Origin of the sequence: Paenibacillus thailandensis, assembly GCF_042685365.1 — a bacterium.
Taxonomy (GTDB): domain Bacteria; phylum Bacillota; class Bacilli; order Paenibacillales; family Paenibacillaceae; genus Paenibacillus_AP; species Paenibacillus_AP thailandensis.
Map to the genome: position 1 here is coordinate 1 of NZ_JBHUMY010000002.1, position 26,419 is coordinate 26,419.

22 protein-coding genes and 3 riboswitches are annotated in these 26,419 nt (G+C 56.6%); of the genes, 5 read left to right on the top strand and 17 right to left on the bottom strand.

The genetic code is table 11. The features are described 5' to 3' along the window. Both pxpB and ACFSW5_RS03390 read right to left on the bottom strand, forming a co-directional pair. Positions 1 to 1,312, bottom strand: a 1,312-nt coding sequence (pxpB, locus tag ACFSW5_RS03385; protein WP_379269899.1) for a 5-oxoprolinase subunit PxpB, incomplete at its 3' end; no start/stop codon positions are given. Between the two features lie 164 nt (positions 1,313 to 1,476). Next, positions 1,477 to 2,790: a vWA domain-containing protein gene (locus ACFSW5_RS03390; RefSeq protein ID WP_379269902.1), complete on the bottom strand. Its 1,314-nt coding sequence runs from the start codon at positions 2,788 to 2,790 to the stop codon at positions 1,477 to 1,479. Positions 2,791 to 2,973: 183 nt separating this feature from the next. Between ACFSW5_RS03390 and ACFSW5_RS03395 the strand changes: the two genes are divergently transcribed. Together ACFSW5_RS03395 and ACFSW5_RS03400 are read left to right on the top strand one after the other, a co-directional pair. Beyond that, entirely contained in the window at positions 2,974 to 3,294 is a 321-nt protein-coding gene (locus ACFSW5_RS03395) for a hypothetical protein (protein WP_379269904.1), read from the top strand. Between the two features lie 101 nt (positions 3,295 to 3,395). After that, positions 3,396 to 4,871, top strand: coding sequence for a sensor histidine kinase (locus ACFSW5_RS03400; protein ID WP_379269906.1), 1,476 nt, complete (start codon positions 3,396 to 3,398; stop codon positions 4,869 to 4,871). Here ACFSW5_RS03400 and ACFSW5_RS03405 read toward each other — a convergent pair. The 5 genes from ACFSW5_RS03405 to ACFSW5_RS03425 all read right to left on the bottom strand — a co-directional run bounded on the left by ACFSW5_RS03405 (position 4,858) and on the right by ACFSW5_RS03425 (position 9,423). Further along, positions 4,858 to 5,448, bottom strand: coding sequence for a response regulator (locus ACFSW5_RS03405; RefSeq protein ID WP_379269908.1), 591 nt, complete (start codon positions 5,446 to 5,448; stop codon positions 4,858 to 4,860). The genes ACFSW5_RS03400 and ACFSW5_RS03405 overlap by 14 nt on opposite strands. 227 nt (positions 5,449 to 5,675) lie before the next feature. Then, positions 5,676 to 6,641, bottom strand: coding sequence for an aldolase catalytic domain-containing protein (locus ACFSW5_RS03410; RefSeq protein ID WP_379269910.1), 966 nt, complete (start codon positions 6,639 to 6,641; stop codon positions 5,676 to 5,678). A 134-nt stretch (positions 6,642 to 6,775) separates the two neighbouring features. Beyond that, a complete protein-coding gene (locus ACFSW5_RS03415) occupies positions 6,776 to 7,765 on the bottom strand; it encodes a hypothetical protein (RefSeq protein ID WP_379269912.1) in 990 nt (329 codons plus the stop codon). 107 nt (positions 7,766 to 7,872) lie between these two features. Beyond that, on the bottom strand, positions 7,873 to 8,628 hold the full coding sequence (locus ACFSW5_RS03420; protein WP_379269914.1) for a GTP cyclohydrolase II: 756 nt from the start codon (positions 8,626 to 8,628) through the stop codon (positions 7,873 to 7,875). A 30-nt stretch (positions 8,629 to 8,658) separates the two neighbouring features. Then, positions 8,659 to 9,423 carry a DODA-type extradiol aromatic ring-opening family dioxygenase gene (locus tag ACFSW5_RS03425; RefSeq protein WP_379269916.1) on the bottom strand — a complete coding sequence of 255 codons (765 nt, stop codon included), beginning with the start codon at positions 9,421 to 9,423 and terminating at the stop codon, positions 8,659 to 8,661. A 251-nt stretch (positions 9,424 to 9,674) separates the two neighbouring features. Here ACFSW5_RS03425 and ACFSW5_RS03430 point away from each other — a divergent pair, with 251 nt between their 5' ends. Continuing rightward, positions 9,675 to 9,980 (top strand): winged helix-turn-helix transcriptional regulator, encoded by a 306-nt coding sequence (locus ACFSW5_RS03430; protein ID WP_379269918.1) that lies wholly within the window; start codon positions 9,675 to 9,677, stop codon positions 9,978 to 9,980. A gap of 22 nt (positions 9,981 to 10,002) precedes the next feature. On the opposite strand, the gene ACFSW5_RS03435 is transcribed toward ACFSW5_RS03430, so the two are convergent. The 5 genes from ACFSW5_RS03435 to kdpF form a co-directional block, all read right to left on the bottom strand. Further along, positions 10,003 to 10,176 (bottom strand): hypothetical protein, encoded by a 174-nt coding sequence (locus ACFSW5_RS03435; RefSeq protein ID WP_379269920.1) that lies wholly within the window; start codon positions 10,174 to 10,176, stop codon positions 10,003 to 10,005. Between the two features lie 582 nt (positions 10,177 to 10,758). Next, the gene (gene kdpC, locus ACFSW5_RS03440; RefSeq protein ID WP_379269922.1) at positions 10,759 to 11,367 is read right to left on the bottom strand and encodes a potassium-transporting ATPase subunit KdpC; all 609 of its coding nucleotides are present in this window, start codon (positions 11,365 to 11,367) and stop codon (positions 10,759 to 10,761) included. 32 nt (positions 11,368 to 11,399) lie between these two features. Next, the gene (gene kdpB, locus ACFSW5_RS03445; protein WP_379269924.1) at positions 11,400 to 13,433 is read right to left on the bottom strand and encodes a potassium-transporting ATPase subunit KdpB; all 2,034 of its coding nucleotides are present in this window, start codon (positions 13,431 to 13,433) and stop codon (positions 11,400 to 11,402) included. A 16-nt stretch (positions 13,434 to 13,449) separates the two neighbouring features. After that, entirely contained in the window at positions 13,450 to 15,129 is a 1,680-nt protein-coding gene (gene kdpA, locus ACFSW5_RS03450) for a potassium-transporting ATPase subunit KdpA (RefSeq protein WP_379269927.1), read from the bottom strand. Positions 15,130 to 15,212: 83 nt separating this feature from the next. Continuing rightward, positions 15,213 to 15,290, bottom strand: a complete 78-nt coding sequence (gene kdpF / locus ACFSW5_RS03455; RefSeq protein ID WP_379269976.1) for a K(+)-transporting ATPase subunit F — start codon at positions 15,288 to 15,290, stop codon at positions 15,213 to 15,215. Between the two features lie 264 nt (positions 15,291 to 15,554). Then, positions 15,555 to 15,749, bottom strand: a riboswitch (cyclic di-AMP (ydaO/yuaA leader). 90 nt (positions 15,750 to 15,839) lie between these two features. Continuing rightward, a riboswitch (cyclic di-AMP (ydaO/yuaA leader) is annotated at positions 15,840 to 16,072 on the bottom strand. Positions 16,073 to 16,455: 383 nt separating this feature from the next. Further along, positions 16,456 to 16,658, top strand: a riboswitch (cyclic di-AMP (ydaO/yuaA leader). 4 nt (positions 16,659 to 16,662) lie between these two features. On the opposite strand from kdpF, the gene ACFSW5_RS03460 reads away from it, so the two are divergent. After that, positions 16,663 to 17,358: a hypothetical protein gene (locus ACFSW5_RS03460; protein ID WP_379269929.1), complete on the top strand. Its 696-nt coding sequence runs from the start codon at positions 16,663 to 16,665 to the stop codon at positions 17,356 to 17,358. Positions 17,359 to 17,727: 369 nt separating this feature from the next. Here ACFSW5_RS03460 and ACFSW5_RS03465 read toward each other — a convergent pair whose 3' ends face one another. The 3 genes from ACFSW5_RS03465 to ACFSW5_RS03475 are packed head-to-tail and all read right to left on the bottom strand — an operon-like array spanning position 17,728 to position 20,532. Beyond that, positions 17,728 to 18,489 carry an ABC transporter permease gene (locus tag ACFSW5_RS03465; RefSeq protein ID WP_379269931.1) on the bottom strand — a complete coding sequence of 254 codons (762 nt, stop codon included), beginning with the start codon at positions 18,487 to 18,489 and terminating at the stop codon, positions 17,728 to 17,730. A gap of 3 nt (positions 18,490 to 18,492) precedes the next feature. Next, on the bottom strand, positions 18,493 to 19,239 hold the full coding sequence (locus ACFSW5_RS03470; protein WP_379269933.1) for an ABC transporter ATP-binding protein: 747 nt from the start codon (positions 19,237 to 19,239) through the stop codon (positions 18,493 to 18,495). Between the two features lie 60 nt (positions 19,240 to 19,299). Then, entirely contained in the window at positions 19,300 to 20,532 is a 1,233-nt protein-coding gene (locus ACFSW5_RS03475; RefSeq protein ID WP_379269935.1) for a DUF445 domain-containing protein, read from the bottom strand. A 153-nt stretch (positions 20,533 to 20,685) separates the two neighbouring features. On the opposite strand from ACFSW5_RS03475, the gene ACFSW5_RS03480 reads away from it, so the two are divergent. Further along, entirely contained in the window at positions 20,686 to 22,044 is a 1,359-nt protein-coding gene (locus ACFSW5_RS03480; protein WP_379269937.1) for a TrkH family potassium uptake protein, read from the top strand. Positions 22,045 to 22,147: 103 nt separating this feature from the next. Here ACFSW5_RS03480 and ACFSW5_RS03485 read toward each other — a convergent pair whose 3' ends face one another. Both ACFSW5_RS03485 and ACFSW5_RS03490 read right to left on the bottom strand, forming a co-directional pair. Then, complete coding sequence (locus tag ACFSW5_RS03485) at positions 22,148 to 24,709, bottom strand: glycoside hydrolase family 2 protein (protein ID WP_379269939.1); 2,562 nt, start codon at positions 24,707 to 24,709, stop codon at positions 22,148 to 22,150. Positions 24,710 to 24,882: 173 nt separating this feature from the next. Further along, on the bottom strand, positions 24,883 to 26,316 hold the full coding sequence (locus ACFSW5_RS03490; RefSeq protein ID WP_379269941.1) for a glycosyl hydrolase: 1,434 nt from the start codon (positions 26,314 to 26,316) through the stop codon (positions 24,883 to 24,885). Positions 26,317 to 26,419 lie beyond the last annotated feature (103 nt).

Sequence of the window (26,419 nt, forward strand, 5' to 3'; positions counted from 1 at the left end):
CCAAGCCGCCGAGCCCGGCGCGCGCGTCCGTGCTTCGGCTGCCCATGACGACGGGCACGCCGATGCCGCCGGCGGCAGCCAGATACGCCCGGCAGCCGCTGGATGCCCCGCGCAGGCGGATAACCGCGCCGCGTTTCACAAGCACCGGCCGCCACATGGGCAGCTCCTCGCCGTCTACCGTCGGCACCATGTACGCGCCGCATAACGCGATCAACAGCTCGGTTTCGGCGAGCAGTTCTCCGCCCGCGACCGCGAATTCGATCGCCGCGCTGTCTATGCCGTTGCCGGTCAGAAGGTTGGCAACCTGCAGCGCATAGCTGTCCATCGCCCCGGACGAACCGACTCCGATATGGCGATAGCCGAACCTCCCGAGGTCTTGCACCGATGCGGCAACGCCGGGCCGTACAACCCGCAGTCCGCATCCGGCGTCTTCGGAGCCGCCTCCAACTCCCGCCCCGGACAAGCCCGTTCCGGGCGCGGTCTCCGTTCCTTCGCCGCCTTCCCGGTCCGTTCCCGCGAAATCGGACTTTTCGTCGCTTGCCGGCTTCGGACCGTTCCCGGCTTTCGCCGCACTGACGCCGTTTTCGTTTCTCGCCGAATCTTGTTCGCCCGCCATACGGGCAAACTCCGCTTCGCCGACCGGCACGAAACGGATGCGGACTCCCGCCCTGATCAGCGACGGCTCCGCCCGCTCCGGATCGAACAGCCGGACGGGCGTCCTTCCGATCAGCTGCCAGCCGCCCGGCGTTTCAAACGGGTAAATGCAGCTTTGGCCGGCCGCTACGCCGACCGAACCGGCAGGCACGGATAATCGGGGCTTTGCTTTGCGCGGCTGGTCCAGCTCCTCCGGCAGCCCCGTCAAATACGGAAAGCCCGGCATAAACCCGATCATGGCCGCCGTATATTCGGCATCGGCGTGCCGCTTGATATACTCATGGGCGGACAGCCCCGCCCGCTCGGCGGCTTCCGCAAGATCCGGGCCGCAATCGCCGCCGTAGCGGACCGGAATTTCCACAAGCCGCCCGGCATCTTCGGCTCCGATTCCGGCTTGAAGCCTGCCGGCAAGCCGCCCGTCCAGCCAGTCGGCCACGTAACGATATGGAGTCTTTTCGCTGAGCGGAAGCTTATCCGGATCGTACAGAACCGTAATCGTCTCGTAAGCCGGAACGATGTCCGTCAGCCACGATTCTTGGCATAAGCGCAGCCGTTCCGCCGCGGCGGCCAAACGCCGCCGCGCTTCCGTTCCTCCGTCTCCGGCCCGGAGGCGTGCGACGGCCGCTCTATCGCCGAAAGGGTGGATTACATAGTCCACGTCCCGTCCCCCTCCTAAACATTTGGTATAACATAGCTTCGCGGAACTTGATTCCGCAACCGAATCTCGCTTCGGAAGCTATCGGTTTGTTTTGTCTCCATCATAGAGCAAAAAAACGGCCGCTTCCATCCTTTCGAACGAAAGCGGCGAATGCGGCTTTACCGTTACGGTCCTTCCAGATAGCGGCTGATGACATCGACAAGCAAATCGTTGAGCAGCCTGACCTCGTATTCGCCGACGGCCGGCTCCAGATGGTCGCCGCCGATGCCGCTGTCGTCCGTCAGAAACAAGTATGTGCCGCCTGTCGCTACGGCTAAAAAACGCATCAAATATTCGGTTTCGACGTCTACGCCGCTCGAGGCGACCGGAATGATCCGGATGCCCTGCTTGGCGGCGTCCGCCGCCAAATCCTGCATCTCTTCTACCGTCTGCGGCTCGTCGTGATGCGGCGGGGCGTCCATCACGAGAAAGAGCAGCCTTGCCGCCGCATTCCCGCTCCACTGCTGCCCGCTGACGGCCTCGCGCAGCGCCAGGTCGACCGCTTCGGGGTAATCGCCGCCGCCGCTCGCTTTCTGGTCGGCGATCTGCTGCACGGCCTTATCCACATTGTCCGTAAAAGGATACGGCTTTACGACATACGAATCGTGTTTGTCGCGGTAAAAAATCGTGCCGATCCGAATGCCGTACTGGCCGCCGTGCCGCTCGCCGACCCGTTCCGTGACATCCTTCAGCTCCGCCTCCAAATAGTTCAGCTCATCCTGCATCGACCCGGTCGTGTCCACGACAAACATGATGTCCGCCCGTTCGCTTATGTCCGTGGCAGCCCCGTCGAGGTCCACCTTCAGCACGCCTTGATCGGGGATCCGGATGCCGCCCGTCTCCTTCTCCGCATTACCCGCCCGTATCATGACCGTATACGAGGAACGTTCTTGCCGTTCGTCTGTTTCAAATAATCCGGCAAACAAATAAGCGGTGCCTCCGGCATTCGTTTTCGCTTCCCACACCGTATTGTCCTGCTCGTCTATCAGCAGCACCTCCGCGTCCGCAACGGCACGGCCGTCGGAAGAGACGATTACCTCCAGGCGATTAAACGCCCGGTACCCCCAATACCGCAAATTACGGTCTCCCTCCTCGCTGTTCAGCAAATTGCCGAACCTCTCCCATGCCGCCAGGTCATCCCATTCCCCGGCCGTCAATTGGCCCGCCTGCACAACCTCGGCGTCATCCCCTCTGAATCGTGGGGCGTCATCCCGTATTTCGCTTTCCTTGGGGTAAACCGCAATGGAATGATCCGTTGTCGTAGAGTCCATCCCGGCATCGCCGCTGCCCGGAGCGGCTAGATCGGCTGCTCCGGCATTCCCTGCATCGTCCCGGACCGGCGCGGAGCACCCGCTTAATACAATGACGGCCGCCATTCCCGCCGCAAACAACCGACGCCGAAATCCCGCTTTTCCCTTCAAGGAATTTTCGGATAGCATGCGTTCATCCCCCTTGAATATATTTTCTATTACTGACGGGATTCCGGCGTTCTTTGTTGCCGCATTTCTCACATCAACTTCCAATTATGCCTGTCCTTCGGCGAATCGGTTGCGGATTGCAAATCTACGGATATACTGATATTTAAACGATTTGAAATAATGCATGAAAGAGTGGAGCCGGACGTGGAAACTTTCGATCTTATAGCCATAGAATTCATATATGAAAACGAAACGAGAAGACTGGCGTTTCAATCGGCGGAGCTCGTCATCGTCAAAGAATTCGGAACCGCCCTCTGGTATATCGACGTGAACGGCATACAGGATACGGATTTGCTGCGGCATTTCGGGGAAAGCGAAAACATTTGCGTCGAGCTTAAGGCGGGGACGGGAAGCGGAGAGATTTTCGAAGGAACCGGTTACTTCCATCCGAACGAGCGGCATCGAGGGGCGGCCATTCGCGGATACGGCGAGCTTGTTCAAAAGCAAGCGGAAACGAACGGATAAGCGGTAAGCCAAAAAGCATATGGATAAAATTAGATATTATGCTGCAATGAGGTGTACTCCCTAGCGTTGCGAATGACTATAGGTCATTGGAGGGCCTTTTATTGAACTGGTTATATGTTGCGATGTTTGTCTCGCTATGGTCGCTTGGCATATTCATTATGTCCCAGCATTTCCGGCAAAATCTGTGGGCCGGCCTTTCCCTTCTGTGCGGCGGGACGGCGAGCTTCGCCTTTTCCGTCCATCTGACGATCGTCCCCTTTTTGCAAGACCACGACTGGCTCGCGCCATGGGCGAGCCGACCGCTTTACTTGGCTAGCGTCTTCGCGATGACCGTATATTTTTATTTATTTCCTTACGTATTCTGCATAAGCGGCCTCCGGTTCGGAGCCGTGCGAAACCGCAAAATCGTACTGCTGCTTACCTTCATTCTCGCGCTTCCTCCTGCCGTCCTGCTTGGTAACCGTCTTCTAAACGAGGCGTGGAACAGCTTTACGATTAGCTCGTTCCGCTGGTGGAGCGGGCTCCTTTTCGGCCTCGGCTGCTGCTTGTATCTGCTGTCCTGGGCCCTGGAGAAGGAATATTACGCCAAGCGGGCGAAAAGAAGGGTCGCCTTATTGTTTTCCGCGGCTGTCGTTTGGGCGTTTACGGCCGATTTTCTCGGCTTCCGGACGTTGAAGCTGGAAGAGTGGCGCTTTGAGCTCGCAAGCAACGAGGCGTGGAAGAACAATGTGTTCGTAATACTCGGGCTCGTCGGTGCCGTCATGTATTATACGATCAAATACGGTTTTCTCGGCATCAAGCTGCGGATCGAGCGCGAACGGCTGCATTCCTCTATGCGCGCCTTGACGATGGGAGTATCGATTCTGAATCATTCCATCAAAAACGAAATTCAAAAAATAAGCTATTTGGCTGAGAAAACAAACGATTATATCGTATCCGGCCAAACGGAAAAATCGAAGCAAACGATCGAGCAGGTTCATAAGGTCGCCCGGCATATGCTGATGATGGTCAGCCGGATTAAAGAGAAAGCCGACGATATCGAGCTGATCGAAAAAGATTGCGACATCGACTGGCTGCTCGATTCCGTTGCCGGTCCGCTAAAGCCTCAACTGGAGGGACGGGGAATCGGCCTGCAGGTGAGCGTTGAGACGCACGGGACGCTGCGGTGCGATCCCGTTCACTTGAAGGAAACGCTGTCCAATCTGCTGCACAACGGTGCGGACGCCGTTCCGGAGCAAGGCGGGGAGTTGACTGTACGGGCATGCCTCGTCAAGAAACATTTCGTTATCGAGGTTTGCGATAACGGCTGCGGCATTCCGAAGGACCGTCAGGCCAAAATTTTCGAACCGTTCTATACGACGAAAAAAAATGCGCTAAGCTTCGGTCTCGGCCTTTCCTACTGTGCCGCCGTCATGCATAAGCATAAAGGCGACATTGCCGTTATCGAATCGGAAGCCGGCAAAGGAACGGCGATCGGGCTTTATTTTCCGCTAAGCCGTTTCCGGCCGGCGGCCCGCGTCCATCGTTACGCTCCCGGCATTTTCGCTTCCGCAGGCCGGAGATTCACTCGTTTTTGAACGGGTACAATTTCGCTTTAATGCTCTTCAGCTGCGATTTGATCGTATTCGTCGATTTGTGCAGCTTGTCGGATATTTGCTGCTTGCTGAATCCTTGCCGGCGAAGCTCGAACACTTCCCGCTCCACCGGCGTCAGCGTCATCAATTGAACCTCGCTGCGCATGACGTCCGCTGCGTCGGCATGTATGGACGAACGGTCCTCGTGCGCATCCCGGATGGCGCGGACGATATCTTTATAGCTTTGCTTCGTAATATAATTCATCGCACCGAGCTGGAACGACTTTACGATAATTTCCTTGTCCGAAAGCGAAGTGAGCATGATGATTTTTATCCGGCGGCGTTCGGGGATCAGCGTCGTCAGCTCATGGGCGGCTTCCAAGCCGTCCAATCGGTTTTCCGTCAAGTTGATGTCCATCAGAACGACGTCGATTTCTTTGCCGAGGGCAGCTTGCACCGCCTCCTCCTTCGTTCCCGTCACCGCGACGACTTCTATGTCCGGCTCTTCCGCCAAGTCGCGGCTAATGTTCTCCTGCCAGAACGGATCGTCCTCGACCAGCATGACCCGAATGCGATCCATCTCATCACCCGCCCTTTTTTATAATTATGCAACGTGCTAACAACCGGGCCGATCCTGCGATCGCGCAAAAATCGATATCGAGAGTAGTATAGCAGACACCCGATGCTCACGGCAGGGTGAAATTTCATCACCCCCCGCCGAGCGGACGCGCGTTAAACTAAAAAAAGATGCTCCTTACGTCAACAGCTTGCTGCGGACGAAGAGAGCATCCTTATGGTTGAAGCCTATTATTTCCGGGCGTGGGCAACTTCCGGCGTCGTCAAGCGATCGTAGAAATCAACCGCCTTGTCCTTGTCCTCCGAATCGCGGAGAGCCATTGCGGAACGCGGATGCTCATCGAGCATGCCCGTGATCATATACGGAATGATGTAGCCCCACTCTTCCTTCTCGCGGAGCGGTATCATATATTTCTCGATCATGTCCAGCACGGGGCGGACGCTGTATTTCGTGTTCGACAAGCTCGTCACCAGCAGCTCCGTGTTGCAATTGCCCGCCGCGCGGCCCATGCCGTAAACGGATGCGTCCAGCAATTCAACGCCCTTCTCCGCTGCTACAAGCGTGTTGGCGAAAGCGAGCTGCATATTGTTGTGCGTATGGACGCCAAGCCGTTTGTTCGGCAGATGCTCCTTGAACTTGTCCACCAGATAGCTCATATCGTTAGGCTTCAGGCTGCCGTACGAATCGACGATGTAGACGACGTCGACGACGCTTTCGCGGATAAGGGCAAAGGCTTCGAGAAGCTGATTTTCCATTACATTGGAAAGCGCCATAATGTTTAGCGTCGTTTCATAGCCGCGTTCGTGGAACATGCGGATCAGCTCCAGCGCCTTGTCGACATCTTGAATGTAGCAAGCGACGCGGATCAAATCCAGCATGCTTTCGCTGCGCGGCAAAACATCGGCTTCGTCGACGCGGCCGACGTCAACAAGCGCCGACAGCTTCGTGTTCCCTTTGTTCGGAATGACTTTTCGCAGGAATTCGTCGTTCAAAAAACGCCACGGCCCGGCGCTGTCCGCGCCTTTCAGAAGCTTGGGCGAGTTTTTGTAACCGATCTCCATGTAATCGACGCCGGCTTCATTAAGGCTATTGTATAAGTACTGAACAAATTCGATGCTGAAATCCCAGTTGTTTACGAGTCCGCCGTCGCGGACCGTGCAATCGACAATTTTACAATGGCTCGTTTTTGATTTCATCGCTCTGCTCCTTTAAATCGCTGGCTTGTTTCTTTACCCATCATACTTGAAAACGATATCGAACGCAAAGGCATATGAAAGCAAAGCCGCCCGATTTCCGTTGGCGGAAACCGGCGGCTTATCGTTAAGCGACATTACGGCAGCATGCCTTGAGCGTCCGCCGCAAAGCGGTCGTGAAATTGCTTGACCTCCGGAATATCGGCCTGCTGGCCGTTCCGCTTCTCATATACTTTCCAATCGGTCGACTCCAGCAGCTTCATATAGGCGGACACGATTTGCCCGGTTACGGAATCCGGATGCTCGCGAACCGTCTCCTCGTAGCTTTCCTTCACTTCGTTCCGGAGCTTGAACGTATCGTAATCAAACACCGGCGAATTGTTTAAGCCTATAATATACATGGTCAAATAGCTGTTTATAAAAAGCTGCCGAACGGAATCCGATTCCGGCGCGCCCGGATATTGCTTCAAATAAGATTCGGTGTTAATCGTCCGTTTGGCCAGTTCATTCCAGCTTATGACAAGGCTGGCGTCCATCGCGGTCGGCTGCCGCGACTCTTCCGCCTGTATGGCGATGTAAGCGTTCAAATCGTCGGACAGCTTTTTGGTAAACGTCTTCTGCAGCTCGTAATCGACGATCGGATAAATCATGCCTTCGACCATAACCATTTTGTAGCCGCCCGCAAGCTTTGTCGCGACAAGCTGCCTTACTTTCTCGTCCGGAATGGAAGATGCGTTAACCGCGGTTATCGGCCATTCCGCACCCGCCAGCACCTCCTGAACGTTGCCCTGGAAAAACGACTCCTGCGTCGGCTGCAAATCCTTATCGTAAAACGCGTTCAAACCGCGAACCATCGCATCGGCCGTCGTGACGTCCGCTTGCGGCAAATTTTCGTTCAAATAGGAAACGATCGTTGCGGCTTCCTTTGCACCTTTGACGACCGCGTTATATTTCTCCAGAAGCTGCTTCTGGTTTTCCGCAACCGCTTCTCCTTCGGCCGCTTTCGGCGCCTTCGCCGTCTCGTTATCCGTATCGGCCGCAGCGCAGCCCGATGCAAAAACAAGCAGGCACGCCCCGCACGCGGCGAAGAAGAAATGCCGTATCGAAAACGGAAATATCGCATGCATTGTTGTCGTATCACCACCTTGCCCAAGTAGGTCGTCCATTCAAGATGCCTTACATCTTTAGACGGGTTTGCTCGCAAATAGTTGCGCGGGGCTCAGGTTTTTATCGTTTACTTCGATGCAGATTGATATTCCGTTTCGAAGCCGTAATGGCCCGATTTATTCACTTTGGTCGATAAATATTTTTCGTTGTGTACGGACGAATTGCCCCACAGCGGGATCCGGGACCGAATATTCATTCCCGCGTTCCGAAGCGCTTCGACCTTGCGCGGATTGTTCGTAATGATTGAAACCGGCGCAGGGCGCAGCGCCTGCAGCACCGTTATCGCGTCGCCGTAATCGCGGGAGTCGTCTTCGAATCCAAGCGCAAGGTTCGCGTCGACCGTATCCATCCCGTCTTCCTGGAGCAAATAAGCGAGGGCCTTGCTGAACAAGCCGATGCCTCTGCCTTCGTGATTCGCGAGATAAAATAAAGCGCCAGCCCCATGCGAAACGATGAGGCGCATCGATTGTTTCAACTGATATCCGCAGTCGCAGCGCTTGCTTCCGAAAATGTCACCGGTATGGCAAATGCTGTGCATCCGGATCACCGCATCCTGGCTGTTCGCGAAATCTCCGTATACCAGCACGCTGGATTGTTGAAGCTCCGCGTAACGGGAAGACGCCAGGTGAGGCAGCAGCTCCTCCACGGAGCCGGCGACATGCTTATCCGTGCGAATCCAGCTGTACCATTGGAAGAAGACCGTTTCTCCGTCCAGATCGACCGGAAGACGTATCGGACCCGCCAGAAACAGAACGCCGTCCTCCCGGTCTTGAATAAGCCGGATCCGATCGCCCAGCTGTTCGATTATATTGTTATAAATCATCCGATTACACCCTTTATCCGTATAATTTGGTTAAAACCGCAAGCAAAGATAGCTTAGGGTGCCTGCTTGATACCCCCTGAAAATAACTTCCGGTTTTGCGTTTGGCTGCGCGCTTCCGAGCGCAACATATAAAGGAACGAAATGCTCCGCGCGCGGAACGGCATGCCCGGCGAACGGAGCAAGCGTATCGTATTGGAACAAGGCGGACAACTCGCCGCGGCTCATCGCGTCGATAAGCCAATCGTCGAATTGGACGGCCCAAGGTTCGGGCTCTTCCTGGCCCCATTTGATGATGCGCAAATTATGGACGGTAACGCCGCTGCCGATTACGAGTATATTATTCTCGCTCAATCCGCGCAACGCTTTCCCGATCTCGTAATGCGCCTCCACGCTGCGGTACGGATTGACCGATACCTGTACGACAGGAATATCGGCATTTGGGAACAAATGTTTTAGCAGCGTCCAGGATCCGTGGTCCAGCCCCCGCGTTCCGTCGAATCGGACCGGTATGCCGTTCGTCTCCAGCATGCTCTTCACGAGCGAGGCGACCTCTTTGGAGCCGCGGGCCGGGTATCGGACTCGGTATAACTCGTCGGGGAACCCGTAAAAATCGTAAATCGTTTCGTAGACCCCGTCGGTGAACGTAACGGTTACGTCTTCGGTTTCCCAATGGGCCGTAAATATAACGATTGCGCCGGGATGCAGCGAAGCGCCCGTTTCGCGCAAAAACGCGCTGTATTCGTTTTCTTCTATGGCAAGCATAGGCGATCCATGAGCCAAAAATAAAGGGGACATAAAGTTAAGCCTCCGATCCAGGGGACATAGGTTAAGGGATTCGTTATACATTGAGTTAGTTACTTTTCGTAACAAATTATATATTTTGTATTAACGAGAGTCAAGTTACTAATATTCAAAAAGTTTGATTGTATACTTTCGATATTAAGTTTATAATGAAGTCAACAGTTTGAATAGCCGAACGGAGAGTTCCTGTCTCTCTCCGGCATATGCGTTACCTGTTTTTCGGCACGGAAAGAGGTGTACCTTTTATGGAGCAATCGGAATTATGTCCCCGTTTTCAGAAAGGGATGGATATTATAAGCAAAAGATGGACCGGCCTCATTATTCACCAGCTGCTGAACGGTCCGCAGCGGTTTTGCGCCGTTCAGACGTCTTTGCCGATCAGCGGCAGGCTGCTGTCGGAGCGGTTCAAGGAGCTGGAGGCCGAGGGCATCGTCAACCGGCATGTCTATCCGGAGGTGCCCGTTCGTATAGAATATTCGCTGACCGAGAAAGGGCGCGCGCTGGAGCCCGTCATCCGGGAAATCGAGAAATGGTCGCAGCAATGGATATAAGATCGACCCCCCCCTTAAAACCCTAAAGGGCTCCAAGAATCATCACCTTCCTGCCGATCGACCGCTTCTTTTCCGTGTCATCGGCCTGTTCTTCTGAGTCTTGGGGATACGGCCTATATGAGAGCATAACCCGATCCTCTTCTCTCTTTTGGGTAATATCCCCTTCGCTCAGCATCATCACCTGATAGCTAATCACACGATTCTTCCTCGAATCTTCGCCTTTTCTTCTGAGCCTATGGGATACTGCCGATAAGGACGAAAACATGCACCCGAGCCGCTTGTGCAAGCCATCCCGGCATCGAGTCCGTTGGCCTGAAGATGGACTCATTTGTTATGATGAACAAAAACAAACGACGGCAGTTACGGACATAATCGATCGTCCTAAGCCGTTTGTTATTTGAGCTATCGTTCCCGGCTTGCCTTCAACGCCGGTTTCGTTTTCTTTCACGGTGCTGCAATCAGCAAGTCCATATGACGGGCCGATTGAAGCAGCTTTTTCAGGTTGCGGTGATCCGACAGCGCCGTTATCCGGCGGCCATATTGCCCGATAAAAGCTGGCTCAGCCTGCTTTCTTTCGAATGCCCCATAACGATACGGGTTATATGCTCGCCAGACGCAAAACGGACAACGGACCTCGGAAACATCCGCTTGCTGCGAAGTGGCCGCTCCTCGAAAGCCGCACCGATCTTGGCCGTCAACCTCGTTAAAGAGCGCTTGAAAGCAGACTGCTCTCTGGTAAGAGGCTTTGCCGGATCGCACGCCCTCCCGCTCGATCGCGTTATTTTGCCAATTTTTCCGACAAAGCAAGGTTCAGCTTCAGCACGTTGACCCTCGGCTCTCCGAACAAGCCGAGATCGCGGCCTTCGGTATTCGCTTGGACAAGTTCTTGAAGCTCCGAGGCCGATATCCCCGTCAGCTTGCTGATGCGCGGAATTTGCGCCTCGGCCGAAGCCGGCGTAATGTGCGGGTCCAGGCCGGAGCCGGAGTTCGTAACGAGCGACAGCGGCAGCCGGTCTACCGGAACGTCCGGATTGTTCCGCTTCCACTCTTCGATGCTGGCCTGCGTCCGCTCCAGCAAAGCCGGATTCGAAGGCGCATAGTTGTTCGAGCCCGAAGCTTCGGCTTTATACTCGATACTGCTTACCCGTCCGTGAAAATACGCCTGTTCGGTCCAGTTTTGGCCGATGAGCTCGGAACCGACGACTTCGCCTGCGCCGTTCTTGACCAGGCTTCCGTTTGCCTGCCGCGGGAACAGCAGCTGGGCTGCTCCCGTACTGACAAGCGGGTATACGATTCCGCACAATAATATAAATACGACACTTAGACGTACCGTAACGCCTATACAATTCGCAAATGAAGGTTGTCCCGTTCCGGTGGCATCCGCCATAGCCGTTCATTCCTTTCTATTCTAAATCAGCTTTATACCCACGCATGGACGATGAAGTCAATCAGCTTGATGCCGATAAACGGAGCAACGAGGCCTCCCAATCCATAAATGAACAAGTTGCGCGAAAGCAGCCGGTTTCCGCTCATCGCTTTGTATTTGACGCCCTTCATCGCCAGCGGAATAAGCAGCGGAATAATGACGGCGTTAAATATAAGCGCCGAGAGAATCGCCGACAGAGGCGAACCGAGCCGCATCACGTTCAGCGCGGACATCTCCGGGATCGCCAGCATGAACATGGCCGGAATGATGGCAAAATATTTCGCGACGTCGTTGGCGATGCTGAACGTCGTCAGCGCTCCGCGCGTCATCAGCAGCTGCTTGCCGATCGCGACGACCTCGATGATTTTCGAAGGGTCGGAGTCGAGATCGATCATGTTGGCCGCTTCCTTCGCCGCGGCCGTGCCGCTGTTCATCGCGAGGCCGACATCGGCCTGGGCCAGCGCCGGCGCGTCGTTCGTTCCGTCCCCCGTCATCGCGACCAGCTTGCCTTCGGCCTGCTCCTTGCGGATGACCGCGATTTTATCCTCCGGCTTGCTTTCGGCGATAAAGCCGTCCACGCCGGCTTCCTTCGCGATCGTGGCGGCCGTGAGCGGATTGTCGCCCGTACACATCATCGTCTTGATGCCCATGCGCCGCAGCTCCTCGAACCGCTCCTTCATGCCCGGCTTGACGGTATCCTTCAAATAAATAAAGCCGTAGATCTCGTCGTCTACCGCCACGGCAAGGGGAGTACCGCCTTCCGCAGCAATGGTATTCGCCTTCCGTTCCAAATCCGCAGGCACCGTTCCGCCTTGCTGAAGCACCCATTTGCGGACCGCATCGACGGCGCCCTTGCGCACCTTGCGGCCGTCCGCCAGGTCGATGCCGCTCATGCGGGTTTCGGCCTTAAACGGAATGAACTCTCCGCCTTCGCCAAGAGAAAGGTCGTACGTCATTCCGTTTATCTTCAAATAATCCAGTACGGAACGTCCTTCCGGCGTCTCGTCCTTCAGCGAGCTGACGGCCGCCCACCCGGCCAGCGATTCCAATCCCGCGGACCCTGCGGGAATAAACTCGCTTGCCATCCGGTTGCCGAACGTAATGGTCCCGGTTTTGTCGAGAATCATCGTATTGATGTCGCCCGCCGCTTCGACCGCCTTGCCGGACATCGCCAGCACGTTGAAGCGGGTGACCCGGTCCATGCCGGCAATCCCGATAGCCGACAGCAACCCGCCGATCGTCGTCGGAATAAGGCAGACGAGGAGCGAGATCAGAATGGGAATTTCCAGCGAGATATCCAGATACCCGGCAATCGGGCCCAGCGTGACGACAACGATCATAAAAATTAACGTCAAGCTGATCAGAAGCGTGTTCAAGGCAATTTCGTTCGGCGTTTTTTGCCGTTTCGCCCCTTCGACAAGCGAGATCATCCGGTCGATAAACGATTCGCCGGGATCCGCCGTAATGCGCACCCGGATCGAGTCGCTGACGACCCGCGTTCCTCCCGTTACGGAGCTGAAATCTCCCCCCGCTTCCTTAATAACGGGAGCGGATTCCCCGGTAATCGCCGACTCGTCGACGGAAGCAAGTCCTTGAATCACCTCGCCGTCGCCCGGAATCATTTCGCCTTCGGAGACGACGACGACATCGCCTTTGCGAAGCTCCGCAGCCGGAACGTCTTTGATTCCGCCGGGAACAACCTTTTTCGCTTGAATATCCGTTTTCGTCCGTTTCAGCGAGTCGGCTTGCGCCTTGCCTCTTCCTTCGGCGAGCGCCTCCGCGAAATTCGCGAACAATACCGTAAATAACAGAACCAAAAATACCGCAATATTAAAACCGATCCGCCCTTCCGTCCCGAAGCAGCCCGGAAACAGCACGGCGAGCAGCACCAGCAGCGTGCCGATTTCGACGACGAACATGACGGGGTTCTTCGCCATCGTCACGGGATTCAGCTTCTTGAAGCTGTCTTTGACGGCCGCTCCGGCCAATTCCGGCGTAAGCAGCTTTTGGATACGCGTATCGTTCATCGTTACCACCTCATCGTTACCATAATGTCAAATGCTCCGCGACCGGCCCAAGCGCAATCGCCGGCAGGAAGGTTAATGCGCCGATCAGGATGACCGTCCCCGCCAGCAGCCCCGTGAACAAGGCGTTGTCCGTGCGGAACGTGCCACGCGTTTCCGGGACGGGCCGCTTCCGTGCGATCGATCCGGCGACCGCCAGCATCGCGATCATCGAAATGTAGCGGCCGAACAGCATGACGAGCCCCGTGCTGATATTCCAGAACGCCGTATTGTCCGCAAGCCCTTCGAAGCCGGAGCCGTTGTTTGCCGCCGAGGACGTATATTCGTAAAGCACCTGACTGATCCCGTGGAAGCCCGGATTCGTTATCGCCGAATTGCCGGAGTCAACCGCCAGCGCCAGCGCGGTCGGCGCCAAAATAATAAACGGATGGACAAGGATAACAAGGGCGATCAGCTTCATTTCGCGCGGTTCGATCTTGCGTCCGAGTAACTCCGGCGTCCGCCCGACCATGAGGCCGCAAATAAATACGGCAAGTATCGCGTACATCAGCATGTTGACAAGCCCTACGCCTTTGCCGCCGAACACGACGTTCAGCATCATCTCCGCAAGCGGCACCAGTCCGCCGAGCGGCGTCAGCGTATCGTGCATATTGTTGACCGTGCCTGTCGCCGCCGCCGCCGTCACGGTCGTGAACAAAGCGGACTGGGCAATGCCAAAGCGGACCTCTTTCCCTTCCATGCTGCCTTCGGACGCATCCGCGCCAAGCGCGTTCAGAACGGGATTGCCGGCTTTCTCCGATAGATAAGCGGTCGCCAGAAACACGAGGAACAAAGCCATCATGGCCGAAAAGACAACCCAGCCTTGCTTGCGGTTTTTGGCGAACAGGCCGAACGTATAAGGCAATGCCGCGGGCAGCGCCCACATGGACCATATTTCGATAACGTTCGTGAGCGGATTCGGATTTTCGAACGGATGGGCAGAGTTTACCCCGAAGAAGCCGCCGCCGTTCGTGCCGAGATGCTTGATCGACTCCAGCGAAGCGACCGGCCCGATCGCGATTTGCTGGACCGCTCCTTCGAGCGTCTTCACCGTCAGCGTCGGATCAAACGTCTGCGGCACCTGAAGCGCTGCAAGGAGCAGCGTAATAACAAAAGCCAGAGGCAAAAATATGCGCGTGTGCGCTTTGACGAAATCTTCGAAAAAGTTGCCGATCGTTGTTCCTCTGCTCGTAATGCCGCGAACGAAAGCGATGGCGACGGAAAATCCGGTTGCCGCCGAAGTAAACATCATCATCGTAATGACCGCCATCTGCGAGAAATACGATAGCCCGGTTTCGCCGCTGTAATGCTGCAGGTTCGTGTTCGTGACAAAACTGATGATCGTGTTGAAGGCGAGCGTCTCTTCCACGGCGGATATTCCGCTTGGGTTAAGAGGAAGACCCGCCTGCAGCCGCAATATCAGATAACCGATCGCGACCAGCACGATGTTTGTTGCGATAAAGCTGATCGCATATCCCTTCCAGCTCATGCCGGAGCGGTGTTTAAGACCGATCAGCTTGTAGACGAATCTCTCGAACGGGCCGAACAGCCGGTCCGTCCGGTTCGGCTCGTTCGAAAATACGTGATAGACATAAGTGCCCAGCGGCTTGACGAGAAGCAGTATTAGCCCGACGACAACCGCAAGCTGCAAAATATCCATGTCTTAGCCTCCTGAAAGTTTTGTGGAGAGCGCCGCTTCCATGAAAATTTCTTCGCAACAAAATCTTGCTTCGGAAGCATCCGCTAAAATTTTTCGGGATGAAGCAGAGCATAGACGAGATAAATAAATACCAGCACCGTTACGACAGACACGATGATCACGGCCGATCCTCTCCCTCATCCCGAATGACCTTGCCGCACCAATACGCAAACAGGATGCATATTCCGAAGCATACGGCCAGCGTTAACACCATATATAAATCCATCATGGCTTTCCCTCCATCCAAACAGATTGCGGACACAAAAAAAGAAGCCTTGGGAGCAGAGGAACGTCTCCCGCGGCTTCTGCTTGACGGCAGCGCGAATCAAACTTCGCCCATGACGAAGCCGACCCCCGCCGCCTGCTGGAACGGCGCGCGTTATAGTTGCCTCTCCCGAGTACGCTTGCGAGGTTAGCTGACGGATTCGGGCGCGGAAGTCGCCCTACGCAACAAGCTTGTTTTGGAAGCTTTGTTTTGCGATTCACCCCATGGATAGGCGTTAAGCCGTTATGCAGCCGTCTGCCTATCCGATTGGTTCCCCCGCTTTTGCCGCACGGGCAAAATTAAGCGATAAAGGATTGTTTGTCATGAAATGTCGATGCCAAGATGCAAAAAGGCCACAGAGGCCTTATGACCCCTGTGACCCGTCTAAAACGTCACAAGCTTCATCATCCTCTCCCGATCGACGCTTACGAGGTTAGCTGACGGATTCGGGCGGTGAGAGTCGCCCTACGTTAGACGGAATCCATGGCTTCCGTCTAACGATTCACCCCTGCCGCACTCGGCTGTCCGACTCTCACATCGGCGCCGGCCCGGCGTTCCGCACCGTCAAGCGATTCACGCTTGCTGGGCGGTTGGTTCCCCCGTTTTCCGCATATCGCGGAAACTCAGCGATTGGAAAATGTTATCGTCTTGCATGAATCGAATCATACTCCTGCTTTCTGATGCTGTAAAGAACGCGTACGCCCCGCTGTGGATTAAAACAGCCTCCCTCCGTTCCGCTTAATCGCTTTCATTTTTATCAAGCTTCATTATTCTCCCTATTTCGCGTTATGTCTCTCTCTTACGGTATTTGTGCCGGCCGCTTATCTGTCTTTTAAGTATCGGGCATCGACCCAACTGCAAGCGCAGCCGAATAAGGATAAGCATCGATGAATATCGTGAAGAGATAACGAAGTTTTGCAGCGAAAATCGAAGAATTCGGGAAATTCCGGTCAATGTAATGCATATACAGAATAATGAACCATTTACAAAGCCGCGATTGGGGTTTAATATAAACGGCAAACGACCAAACTGCGCTGAATTTTTCGGATAACGAAAAAGCGGGGGAACCACAAGAAGCTTCTGTCGTGCTTAGGCGGATACAGAAGTTTCGTTAGAAGGCAACGGGTATTGCCTTTGGGGTGAATCGCTTGGCATTAGCCAGGCATAGGGCGTCTCTCTAGCCCGAATCCGACAGCTAACCTCGTAAGCGAACGAAGGAGAGAAGAAATATGTTTTTACCGGCGGAATCCCTTATTGAACGTCTGCCCGGCGCTTTGACGGCAGATTTGCCGTTCGCGGCGGAGCTTCGCATGAAACGGATCGAATTGTTTGTCATTCCGGCGATCGGCGTCGATATGCCCGGCTACCGCGTTTGCATGCGTTTGACAACGGCGTACGGGTACGGTTGGAGCGAAACGTTTATCGAGAAGAAGGAGAAGCCTTCGGATTGGGTTCAGTGGAGCAGCAACCTCGTTCATTGCATAAACGGCGGGGAGGAATGGGACGAAACGGCTCATCCGCTGGACCAAAGGCTGCGGCAAATGCTTCACGCCGCCGCGGAAAGCGTCGGCGCCGGCTTCAGCGCGGCCGCTGCGAGCGAGACTGACGGCGGGAACGACAGCCCCGCCTTCGCGGAAACGGCAAGCTTGGTCGAGGCGTCCTCCGCGGCTTCGACAGATTCCCCGGCAGCGGTGCGCTCCGGCAAGCTTGGGGAGAGCAGCGCATTGAACGAGACCGGTTCCGCGGAAGCCCGCGCCGGATACATTCCATCCGTCCTTCAGGACGACCCGGTCTCCGGCGCTTATCGTCTAGCCGGCGTTCGGCCAGCCATCCCGATCGACGCCAAGCGCGAGCAGGCACTGAGCAGGCAAACGGAGGACCTCGCCTTATTGGCTCGCTCCGAATGCTACATTTCGCTTTTTTAATTGTTAAGCGTCAACAATAAACGTTCCGTGCCGGAAGGTCGCCTTGTTGCTATAATCGAGATATCGGGACTTGCTCGGTCATTCGGGTTACGTACAATACATCATCGAACAGCGGCGCAAGGCGGGGCTCCCCGAGCTCGAAGGGGTCGACGAAGCCTGGCCGTGAGACGGTTTGCGGGCCACCGGTTCCGCTCGCCGTCATGCCCGAACCCACGTTCCTTTCCTACTGCGAAAGCCTCGGATGATAAACTGCCGATCGTACAGAACTGCCCGGACGAAATCGCCCTTCGGGTGACTTAGCATGCTAGCCGGCGGTTTCATGGCGGACCGTGCAGTCCGCCGTGAAAGCCGCTTTCGGCTGCTCGCGCTTCACGCCTCTTCCTTGTCCCGCGGCAGCCTCAAATCTTCCGTAAACCATATGCCGCCCGTCATGCCGCTCAGCACAATGGCGGTCGTCGCCGCGGAAGATGCAAGCATAAACATGATTAAAATCTGGTAACGGACCGCCTCGATCGGGTCCGCGCCCGCCACGATCATTCCCGTCATCATCCCCGGCAGCTGGACAAGCCCTACCGTCTTCATGCTGTCCAGCGTCGGAATGAGGCTGCTGCGGACGGAACGCTTGGCGGAAAGCTTGATCGCCTGCTGAGCGGACGCACCAAGCGCGAGCAGCGCCTCGATTTCGCCGCGCGAAGCTTCCAGCTCCCGCTTCATCCGGTTCAAATACAAACCGCATACAACCATGGAGCTGCCCACGATGATGCCGCTGATCGAGATAATGTATTGAGCCGTCGGCTCGATGATCCGAAGCCCCAGCAGCAAAGCCATCGCGACCGCTTCCGTAAACAGCAGCGACATGGCGATGCGAATACGCAGCCCTTTGATCCCCTTTGCTTTGCCGGCGGCGTTCCAAGCCGCAACGGTAATCATGAGCAGCACGATAAGCACGATAAACAAAGGCTGCTCCGCATCAAATACGAAATGGAGCACATAGCCGATAAAGAGCAGCTGCACGGCGGTCCGCACCGTTCCGACGACGATATCTTTTTCGAGCCCGAGCTTTTTTCGGATCGATAAAACAACCGTAACCGCAACGAAAGCGAGCGTGCAAATCAGCGCAACATTGGACACGGCTCACACTCCTTGCCTTGCGTCAGCCGCAGCCTGGACAAACCGCCGCGCTTCCCCGGTGGCCGGCTTGTCAAAGAAACGCTCTGCGGACGTTTTCTCAAGCAAGCGCCCCCCTTCCAAAAACCATACTTCTTCGCCGACTTCCCGGGCTTGACTTAAATCGTGCGTAATCCATAGCTGGGCGCTGCCTTCCCGGCGCGACCATTCGAGAAGCAGCCGCTCCGCCGCAGCTTTGCTGGCCGGATCGAGCGATGCGGTCGTCTCGTCCAGCAGCAGCAGCTTCGGTTTCAGCAGCAGCGAACGGACAAGCGCGACGCGCTGCTTTTCCCCGCCGGATAATTCGTCCGCGGTTTTGTCCCACGCTATGCCGCCAAGGCCAAGCTCGTCCATCAGCTGCTCGGCAAGCGGCTCGTCGAACGGCCGCCCATGCAGTATACTTGCGGTACGCAAGTTGTCGCCCACCGTGCCGGTCAGCATGACGGGCTGTTGAGCCACGTACAATACCTGCTGCCGCCATTGCTGCGGCTTCCACTGCGATGCCGGGCGGCCCAGCAGCTCAAGCTCGCCCGCATCCGCCGCATCGAGACGGGCGAAGATGCGCAGCAGCGTGCTTTTGCCTTGGCCCGAGGCTCCCAGCAGAACGATCCGGCGCCCCTCGCCGACGCCGGCCGAGACATCGCGAAAAAGATAACGATCCGGATTGCGCGACGTCAGCTTCCCGATTCCCCTTGCTTTCAATAAAATGTCCAAAACGGTACACTCCTTGCGTCAAAAAACCTCTAACGAAGCATTGTGGATAAACGAAATCTTTTAAATAAACGACAGCACGATGCCGACGAGAAATCCGCATACCGCCCCGTTGACGCGAATCCATTGCAGGTCGCTGCCGATCTTTTCTTCCAGCATCCGAACAAGCGACTTGTCGTCGAGCCGGTCCAAGTTTTCCCGGACGAGCACGCCAAGCCGGTAATGGTTCGCTTCGATTTGGCGCACGGCAAAATCAAGCAGAAGCCGTTCCCACCGGTCCATCGCCTCCCGATGCTTGCCCGCCTGCTCCACGGCGTAACGCAAAGCCGTCACGACGATGCGTCCCCCGTTCCGCTGCTGCTCATCCAGCCAATCGTACAGAAGCTGCCGAAGCTCGGCGAGCCGGTTTACGATAAATAGCTCCAGCTCCTCGCTTTGCGCCTTCTCCCGCACGAATTGCTGCGCCGCTTCCATCAGCTTGTCGTTGTCCGCCAGCTTGCGGCCTTGCTCCCGGACAGCCGCGATCAGCTTCCTGCGGGAATTGCCGCCGGGCAAGCTTAACTCCCGAATAACGGAAAGCACAATGCCTTGCAGCATCGAGCCCAGCTTCTCCTCGCTCATAAACCCGATGAACGCTTGCACCGCAAAGCCCGCCAACCCGCCGACGCGAAGCTCGTCCAGCTTCTGCATCGCCAGCTTGCCGAGCATGTCCTCGGTTTCGCGCTTCAGCGCCCATTGCCTCGCTTCGGCAAGGGCGTAGTCGAGCGCCCGCTCGTCCCAGCCTTCCCGCGCCGCTTTATCGATGAAGCTTGCGGCCAACGGCCGAAGCTCCACGCGTTCCGCATACCCGGCTGCCGCTTGCCGGATGAGCTTCGCCAGCTTATCGAGCGGAACCCGTTCCGCGGCCGAGCGCGCGAAGCTTATGATGCCAAGCCGGACGGAACGCTTCCTCGCGAACCGGACCGCCGCCGATCCCAGCAGCTTGAACAGATCGAGCTGCTTCAGCTTTTGCGTAATGCTTTCTTTTTTGAGCAGCTCGTTTTCCATAGCCGAAATTAACGCGTTTACGATTCGGTTCCTGTTCTTCAGAAGCAGGGACGTATGCGGAATCGGAATACCGAGCGGATGGCGGAACAAGGCGGTTACGGCGAACCAATCGGCCAAGCCTCCGACCAGCCCCGCCTCGAAGCCGGTATGCAGCATGTTGGCCCACCAGCTTTCGGGAAGCCATCTTGTGGCCAGGAAACCCGCGGCCATGACGGCGAGCGATACGATCGCCACGTATTTTGTTTTCATGAATGTCCTCCGGTTGCTTACTGTCTGAACGGTTAACAATGATTATACCAAAATTTTGCGTTATAATTGAGCAAAACCGCTATTCGTACTCTTCGATTACGATCGCCAGGTACCCGAGTTAGCTTTTTGAGAATAAACAAGGAGATTGCAACCATGTCGCTAGTCAAATCCATCTACCGTAAATTAAACCCTCCCCAGCTGCTGACGCTGGGCTTTCTCTTGATTATAACGCTCGGCGCGCTGCTGCTTTCGATGCCGCAAGCTTCCGCGGGCGGCACCCGGACGCCGTTCCTCGACGCCTTGTTCACCGCAACGTCGGCCGCTTGCGTCACCGGCCTCGTCGTTGTGGATACCGGCACGCATTATTCGGTTTTCGGACAAGTCGTCATCCTGACGCTGATGCAGGTCGGCGGCCTCGGCTTCATGACCATGGCCACAATGTTCGCGCTTATGTTCCGCAAGCGGATTTCGCTGAAAGACCGGCTCGTGCTGCAGGAGGCGATGAACCAGCATTCGCTCGAGGGCATCATCTCCCTCATCCGCAAAGTGCTGTTGTATTCCTTGCTGATCGAATTGGCGGGAGCGCTTATTCTCGCCGCCCGCTGGTCGGCGGAGCTTCCGCTTGGAGAAGCGGCATACTTGGGCGTTTTTCATAGTATATCCATGTTTACGAACGCCGGCTTCGACATTATGGGCGCCTTGCACGGCCCGTACAGCGGCATGACCCGCCATGTCGACGACCCGGTCGTTAACGTTGTCGTAATGCTGCTCATCTTTCTCGGCGGCGTCGGCTTCGTCGTGCTTGCGGAAATCGTCGATTTTCAGAAGCGGAAAAAACTGTCGCTGCACGCCAAGGTCGTGCTGTCGACGACGCTGCTGCTGTTTGCGGTCGGGACGATCGTTATTTTCGTCTTTGAGTTCACAAATGCCAAAACGACCGGCCAGCTCTCCTTCTCCGGCCGGTTGCTAAGCGCAATGTTCCAGTCGGTATCCCCGCGTTCCGGCGGGGCGAACACGCTCGACATCAGCCAGATGAGACAAGCGACGCAGTTTTTTATCGTCTTGTTGATGTTTATCGGGGCGTCCCCGGGCTCCTCCGGCGGCGGCATCAAGGTGACGACGTTCGCGATTTTGGCCGCGGCCGTATATACGATGATGCGCGGCAAGCAAGACGTGGTGCTGTTCCGCCACCGGCTGCAGCACGAGAGGGTATACAAGGCGCTGACGATGACCCTTGCTTCGCTGTTCGTGATTATTTTGTTTACGATGCTGCTGTCCGTAACGGAACCAAACGCCTCCTTGCTCATGATTTTGTTCGAGGTTACATCCGCCTTCGGCACGTGCGGCTTGTCGATGGGGCTGACGACGCTGCTTAGCGAACCCGGCAAAGTGCTGATCATCATCATGATGTTCATCGGGCGGCTTGGACCGCTTACGCTCGCGTACAGCCTGAAGCGGGGCAACGAGAAGGAGTTGTTCAAATATCCGGAAGGCAAAATTACGATCGGTTAACGGCTGTCCGCCGAATTAACGCCGGCCGCAAAGCCCTCTCCGCATAAAAAAATCGGCCCGGAACGGCAGCAGTTATGCCGTTCCGGGCCGATTTTCGTTTCGATTAGTTTGCCGGCGTGCCGACGCGCACGAAATCGATCATCGATCTCGCCGTTACCGCGGGAGCTCCCGCGTCCGGAGCCGCCTCTCCGAGTCCGGCCGTGCCGGCCTGGAATTCCACCGTATACGGAACACCCGGTATAAGGTCGAAGAAATTGTCCGTAAATATGCCTTCCGCGTCGGCGGACAGCCACACCTGCTTCGCAAGCCGGTCCGTCTCCAGCGTATAACGGACGCCGTCTTCATTCGCTTCCCGCTTCACCCGAATCGACGCCGGCTCAAGCGCCAGCGCTTTGTCTCCGACAAAATAAACGGTGTCGCGGCAAACCGTCCGCCCATCGCGCAGAAGCTCCGCGAGCAGCACGACGCCGGCCGGGTCGGCCTCCTGCAGCAGCGCTTCCTTCTCCGCCGACCAGACGATGCGCGATTCCCCCGCTTCTACCCGGTAATCGTACATCGCGTCCCCCAGCTTGTTGCCCGCCATATCGAACAGACGGAGACGAAGCTCGCCTGACGCTTGCTTCTTCAGGTCGGACACGACGTAAAAGTCCAGTCTGTCGTCCGACTGGTCGACCGACAGCAGCAAATCGGCAAAGCTGCGTTTCGCGTAATAATGCAGCGCCTTCCAGCGGCCGTAATAATCGATGCCCGCCCAGGAGGCGACCGGCCAGCAGTCGTTCACTTGCCAGTACAACGAGCCCATGCAATACGGCTTCTTACGCCGGTGAGCTTCGATCGCCGTCTTCATCGCTTCGGCCTGCAGCACCTGGCTCATATACAGGAACGACGGAAAGTCTTTTGGTTCCTTCATGTAGATATCCATATATTCCTTGATCAGCCGGTTGCCGTTGCCGTTTTTCTGATGGGCCAGCATGACGGCCGACTCCAGCTCCATGTCGCTTTCTTCCGCGAACGTCCGCACGGTCCGGTATTCCGGGAACGATTGGAAGCCGTATTCGCTCATAAAACGGCCGATTTTCGCCTTGTAGTTCTCAAACGGCTCCACGTTATGCCATACGCCCCAGTAATGAATGTCGCCTTCTCCCGTCAACGGATGCGCATGCTGCTCTTTGTCGCCGGATAAGCGGACAAGCGGCGATGAAGGCCAGTAATCGACGCCCGGCGACAGCCGCTCGACCACGTCCGGCAGAAGCCGGTGGAATAAGGCTTCGTAATCCGCCCATATTTTCTCCCGCAGCTCCGGCGTATACTGCTTCTTCCAGCCCCAGCCGGCATCCTCGTCGTAATGCGCCCAGGCGGAATCGATCTCGTTGTTGCCGCACCAGAGCACGACGGAAGGGTGATTGCGCAGCCGCTTCACATTGTACTCCGCCTCCGCCTTTACGCTGTCGAGAAAAGCTTGGTCGCCCGGATACATGCTGCAGGCGAACATAAAATCCTGCCATACGAGCAAGCCGTGTTCGTCGCACAATCTGTAGAACGCATCGTCTTCGTATACGCCGCCGCCCCATACGCGCACCATGTTCATGTTCGCTTTGACCGCGGACACGATCTCCTGCCGGTACCGCTCCTCCGTTACTTCGGTAATAAAGCTGTCGTTCGGAATATGATTGGCGCCTTTGGCGAATACCGGAACCCCGTTCAGCTCGAAATAAAAGGAAGCCCCCGCTTCGTCCTTCTCCCTGACCAGACGGACCGAACGCAGGCCCGTTTCCGCTTGCTTGACGGATGCCCGCCTCCCGTCCGCCGCGATCAGCTCCGCTTCAAACGCGTACAGATGAGGCTCGCCAAGCCCTCTGCACCACCACAGCTCCGGCTGCTCGATGACGATCGGCACTTCGACGGTGCGAACGCCCTTCGCAAGCGCCGCTTCCGCTTCCCATACCCGCTGTCCCGTCCGAACGCGAAGCAGTCCGGCGCCTTCGCCGCCGGCTTCGATTTCGACGACCGCGGTCAGTCTCGCTTCCGAGGCGGATACATCGTCTTGCCGGATGTACAAATCCGTTATGCGGCTGCCCGACCATGCTTCCAGCCGTACGGGGCGCCAGATGCCGCTCGTCACGAAGCGCGGCCCCCAATCCCAGCCGTAATGATAAGGGGCTTTACGCGCAAAGACGCTTATTTTGCGGTCGCCGAGCCCGCCAAGCTCCGATTGATCGTTAGCGGCGGGCAAATCGTAGCCGAGCCGCTCCAGCTTGGGCAAATCCTCATGGACAGGGGAACGGAATCGGACGAACAGCTTGTTGTCCCGCTCGGCGAGCAGCCCTTTGACGTCGGCGGTCCAGGACCGGAACATATTGTCCGCCGCGAGCACATGCTTGCCGTTCACGTAAACGTCGGCGTAGGTGTCGAGTCCGTCGAACACCAGCCTGACGTGCTCGGACGCAAGCAATCCGGGATCCGCGTCAAAGCTGGTTTCGTATTCCCAGTCCTTCTTGTCGATCCATTGAAGGCCGTGCTCGTTCGTTCCGTAGAACGGATCGGCAATTAGCCCGTTGCGAAGAAGATCCGTATGCACGCATCCCGGCACCTGCGCGGGCAGCCAGTCCGCCTCGCCGCTCCCTCTGAATTTCCATTCCGTTAAATGCATCGCGTATTGTACCATGACAGCCTCCTGAAGTTTGTGTTCATAATTGCCCGGCAAGGGCACGGTCAAGCGGGCCGAACGATGAAACATGGCATTATTGAAAATTCATCCATCTCCATTATATAGGCATCGGCCCGGCATTTTCCGCTGTTAAACAAAAAAATCGGGATCGCATCGCCGAACGCCCGCCTCTATCGCCCGGCATACAAATCCGGCAATTCGTCCAAGGTGATCACTTTCGGATGCGAATACACCCGCTGCAAAAAGCTTTGGTCGTTGTGAACGCCGTCCGTCAGAAACTCCCCCGTCCACGTGCTGAACCAGCTCCAATGCGCGCCGTATTCGAAAATAAGATCGGGATCCGGAATCGACCCGTTCTCCGTTAAAGCCACGAGCTTCTTGTCTCCGACAAGCCTAACCAGATTGTCGTAACGGCCGCTGACCGGGTTATGATCGCCTGCGGCCGGATAGCTGTCGACGCTCACAATATCGACGACATCGTCTCCCGGATACCATTCGGGGTCCTCCGAATTCCATACCCAGATCAGATTGTTCAGCTTATGCCCGTTCGTCAGCCGGTCATATACGATCCGGAACAGCTCCTTCGCCGGCCCCGGGCCTTTCGCCCCCCACCAGAACCAGCCTCCCTCCGCTTCGTGCAGCGGCCGGAACAGAACCGGAACTCTCTCCTCCCGCAGGACGGACAGCTTCTCCCCGATGGCGTCGATATCCCGAAGCAGCAGCGCGTAGTCCTCGGAATCGGGATGCTTCAGCGCATAGTCCAGATCGAACGCGACGGCGTCGGTATAGAAGCCTCTCCACCATTCCTTGCCGGGCTCGTCGATCAACCCTTTGGGCGCGTTCCAATGCCAGACGAACGCGACGATTCCGCCTTGCCGGTGCCAGCCGAGCGCTTTGTCGATCTCGTAGCTGCTTGCTCCGCGCTCGGCGCGCGAAGGCGAATAGTCCATCAGGTCGAAGCCGACGACAGCCGGCTTGCGCCCCGTCAGCTTTTCGATCCAGTCGACGTTGTCCAGCTCCTGCTGCCCGGACAATATCCGTTTCCCGTAAACTTGCGTCAAATAGCTCATTAACGCTTTTGCTTCCGCCGTCGCTTCCGGATTGGAAAGGCGGCTTGTCACCTCATGCTTCTTCACAGCCTTCGTCGCCTCCAGCTTCACATAATCGATATCGTAATACCCCCAGCCGCGCTTGAACTGAACGACGTGCTCGCCTTTGTCCAGCAGCATCTTGCCCGCGGACGCTTCGGCGAACCGCTCCGTCCGCTTCAGCTGCAGCTGGCCGAACGGCCGGCCGTCGAGCAGCAGCTCCGCCGCTTTGTCGCCGCTCGGCGAGCGGTAGCCTACCGTCACAAGGTAGAGCGATCGCTGCGGCGCCTGCACGGTCACGGCGACGGCGTCGCTGTCCGCTTCGAACCCGGTCACATACCCGCTGCCGGAATACCCTTCCGCGGATCGCTCTACCGTCGTTCCGGCAAGAATCCCCGTCTCCGCCTCGAAGACGGCCGCTTTGCTTGGCGTCGCGGACGAGCCCAGCAAGGCTGTAACGCCAATCAAAATCAGAATTGCCGCCGCGGCAATTAGCCGCACCGCGCGGGCGCTCACGGCTTCGCCCCTTCTAACCGAAAACCGGTTCCCGGCCCCGATGCTCGAGGCTCGCCAAGGGCGAGCTCCGGCAACGCGCGCTCCCGTTTTTCCATCTGTCCCA

Coding starts and splice junctions, on each gene's coding strand:
- ACFSW5_RS03390 (WP_379269902.1), bottom strand. CDS start 2,790: ATGCTATCCGAAAATTCCTTGAAGGGAAAAGCGGGATTTCGGCGTCGG.
- ACFSW5_RS03405 (WP_379269908.1), bottom strand. CDS start 5,448: ATGGATCGCATTCGGGTCATGCTGGTCGAGGACGATCCGTTCTGGCAG.
- ACFSW5_RS03410 (WP_379269910.1), bottom strand. CDS start 6,641: ATGAAATCAAAAACGAGCCATTGTAAAATTGTCGATTGCACGGTCCGC.
- ACFSW5_RS03415 (WP_379269912.1), bottom strand. CDS start 7,765: ATGCATGCGATATTTCCGTTTTCGATACGGCATTTCTTCTTCGCCGCG.
- ACFSW5_RS03420 (WP_379269914.1), bottom strand. CDS start 8,628: ATGATTTATAACAATATAATCGAACAGCTGGGCGATCGGATCCGGCTT.
- ACFSW5_RS03425 (WP_379269916.1), bottom strand. CDS start 9,423: ATGTCCCCTTTATTTTTGGCTCATGGATCGCCTATGCTTGCCATAGAA.
- ACFSW5_RS03430 (WP_379269918.1), top strand. CDS start 9,675: ATGGAGCAATCGGAATTATGTCCCCGTTTTCAGAAAGGGATGGATATT.
- kdpC (WP_379269922.1), bottom strand. CDS start 11,367: ATGGCGGATGCCACCGGAACGGGACAACCTTCATTTGCGAATTGTATA.
- kdpB (WP_379269924.1), bottom strand. CDS start 13,433: ATGAACGATACGCGTATCCAAAAGCTGCTTACGCCGGAATTGGCCGGA.
- kdpA (WP_379269927.1), bottom strand. CDS start 15,129: ATGGATATTTTGCAGCTTGCGGTTGTCGTCGGGCTAATACTGCTTCTC.
- ACFSW5_RS03460 (WP_379269929.1), top strand. CDS start 16,663: ATGTTTTTACCGGCGGAATCCCTTATTGAACGTCTGCCCGGCGCTTTG.
- ACFSW5_RS03475 (WP_379269935.1), bottom strand. CDS start 20,532: ATGAAAACAAAATACGTGGCGATCGTATCGCTCGCCGTCATGGCCGCG.
- ACFSW5_RS03480 (WP_379269937.1), top strand. CDS start 20,686: ATGTCGCTAGTCAAATCCATCTACCGTAAATTAAACCCTCCCCAGCTG.
- ACFSW5_RS03485 (WP_379269939.1), bottom strand. CDS start 24,709: ATGGTACAATACGCGATGCATTTAACGGAATGGAAATTCAGAGGGAGC.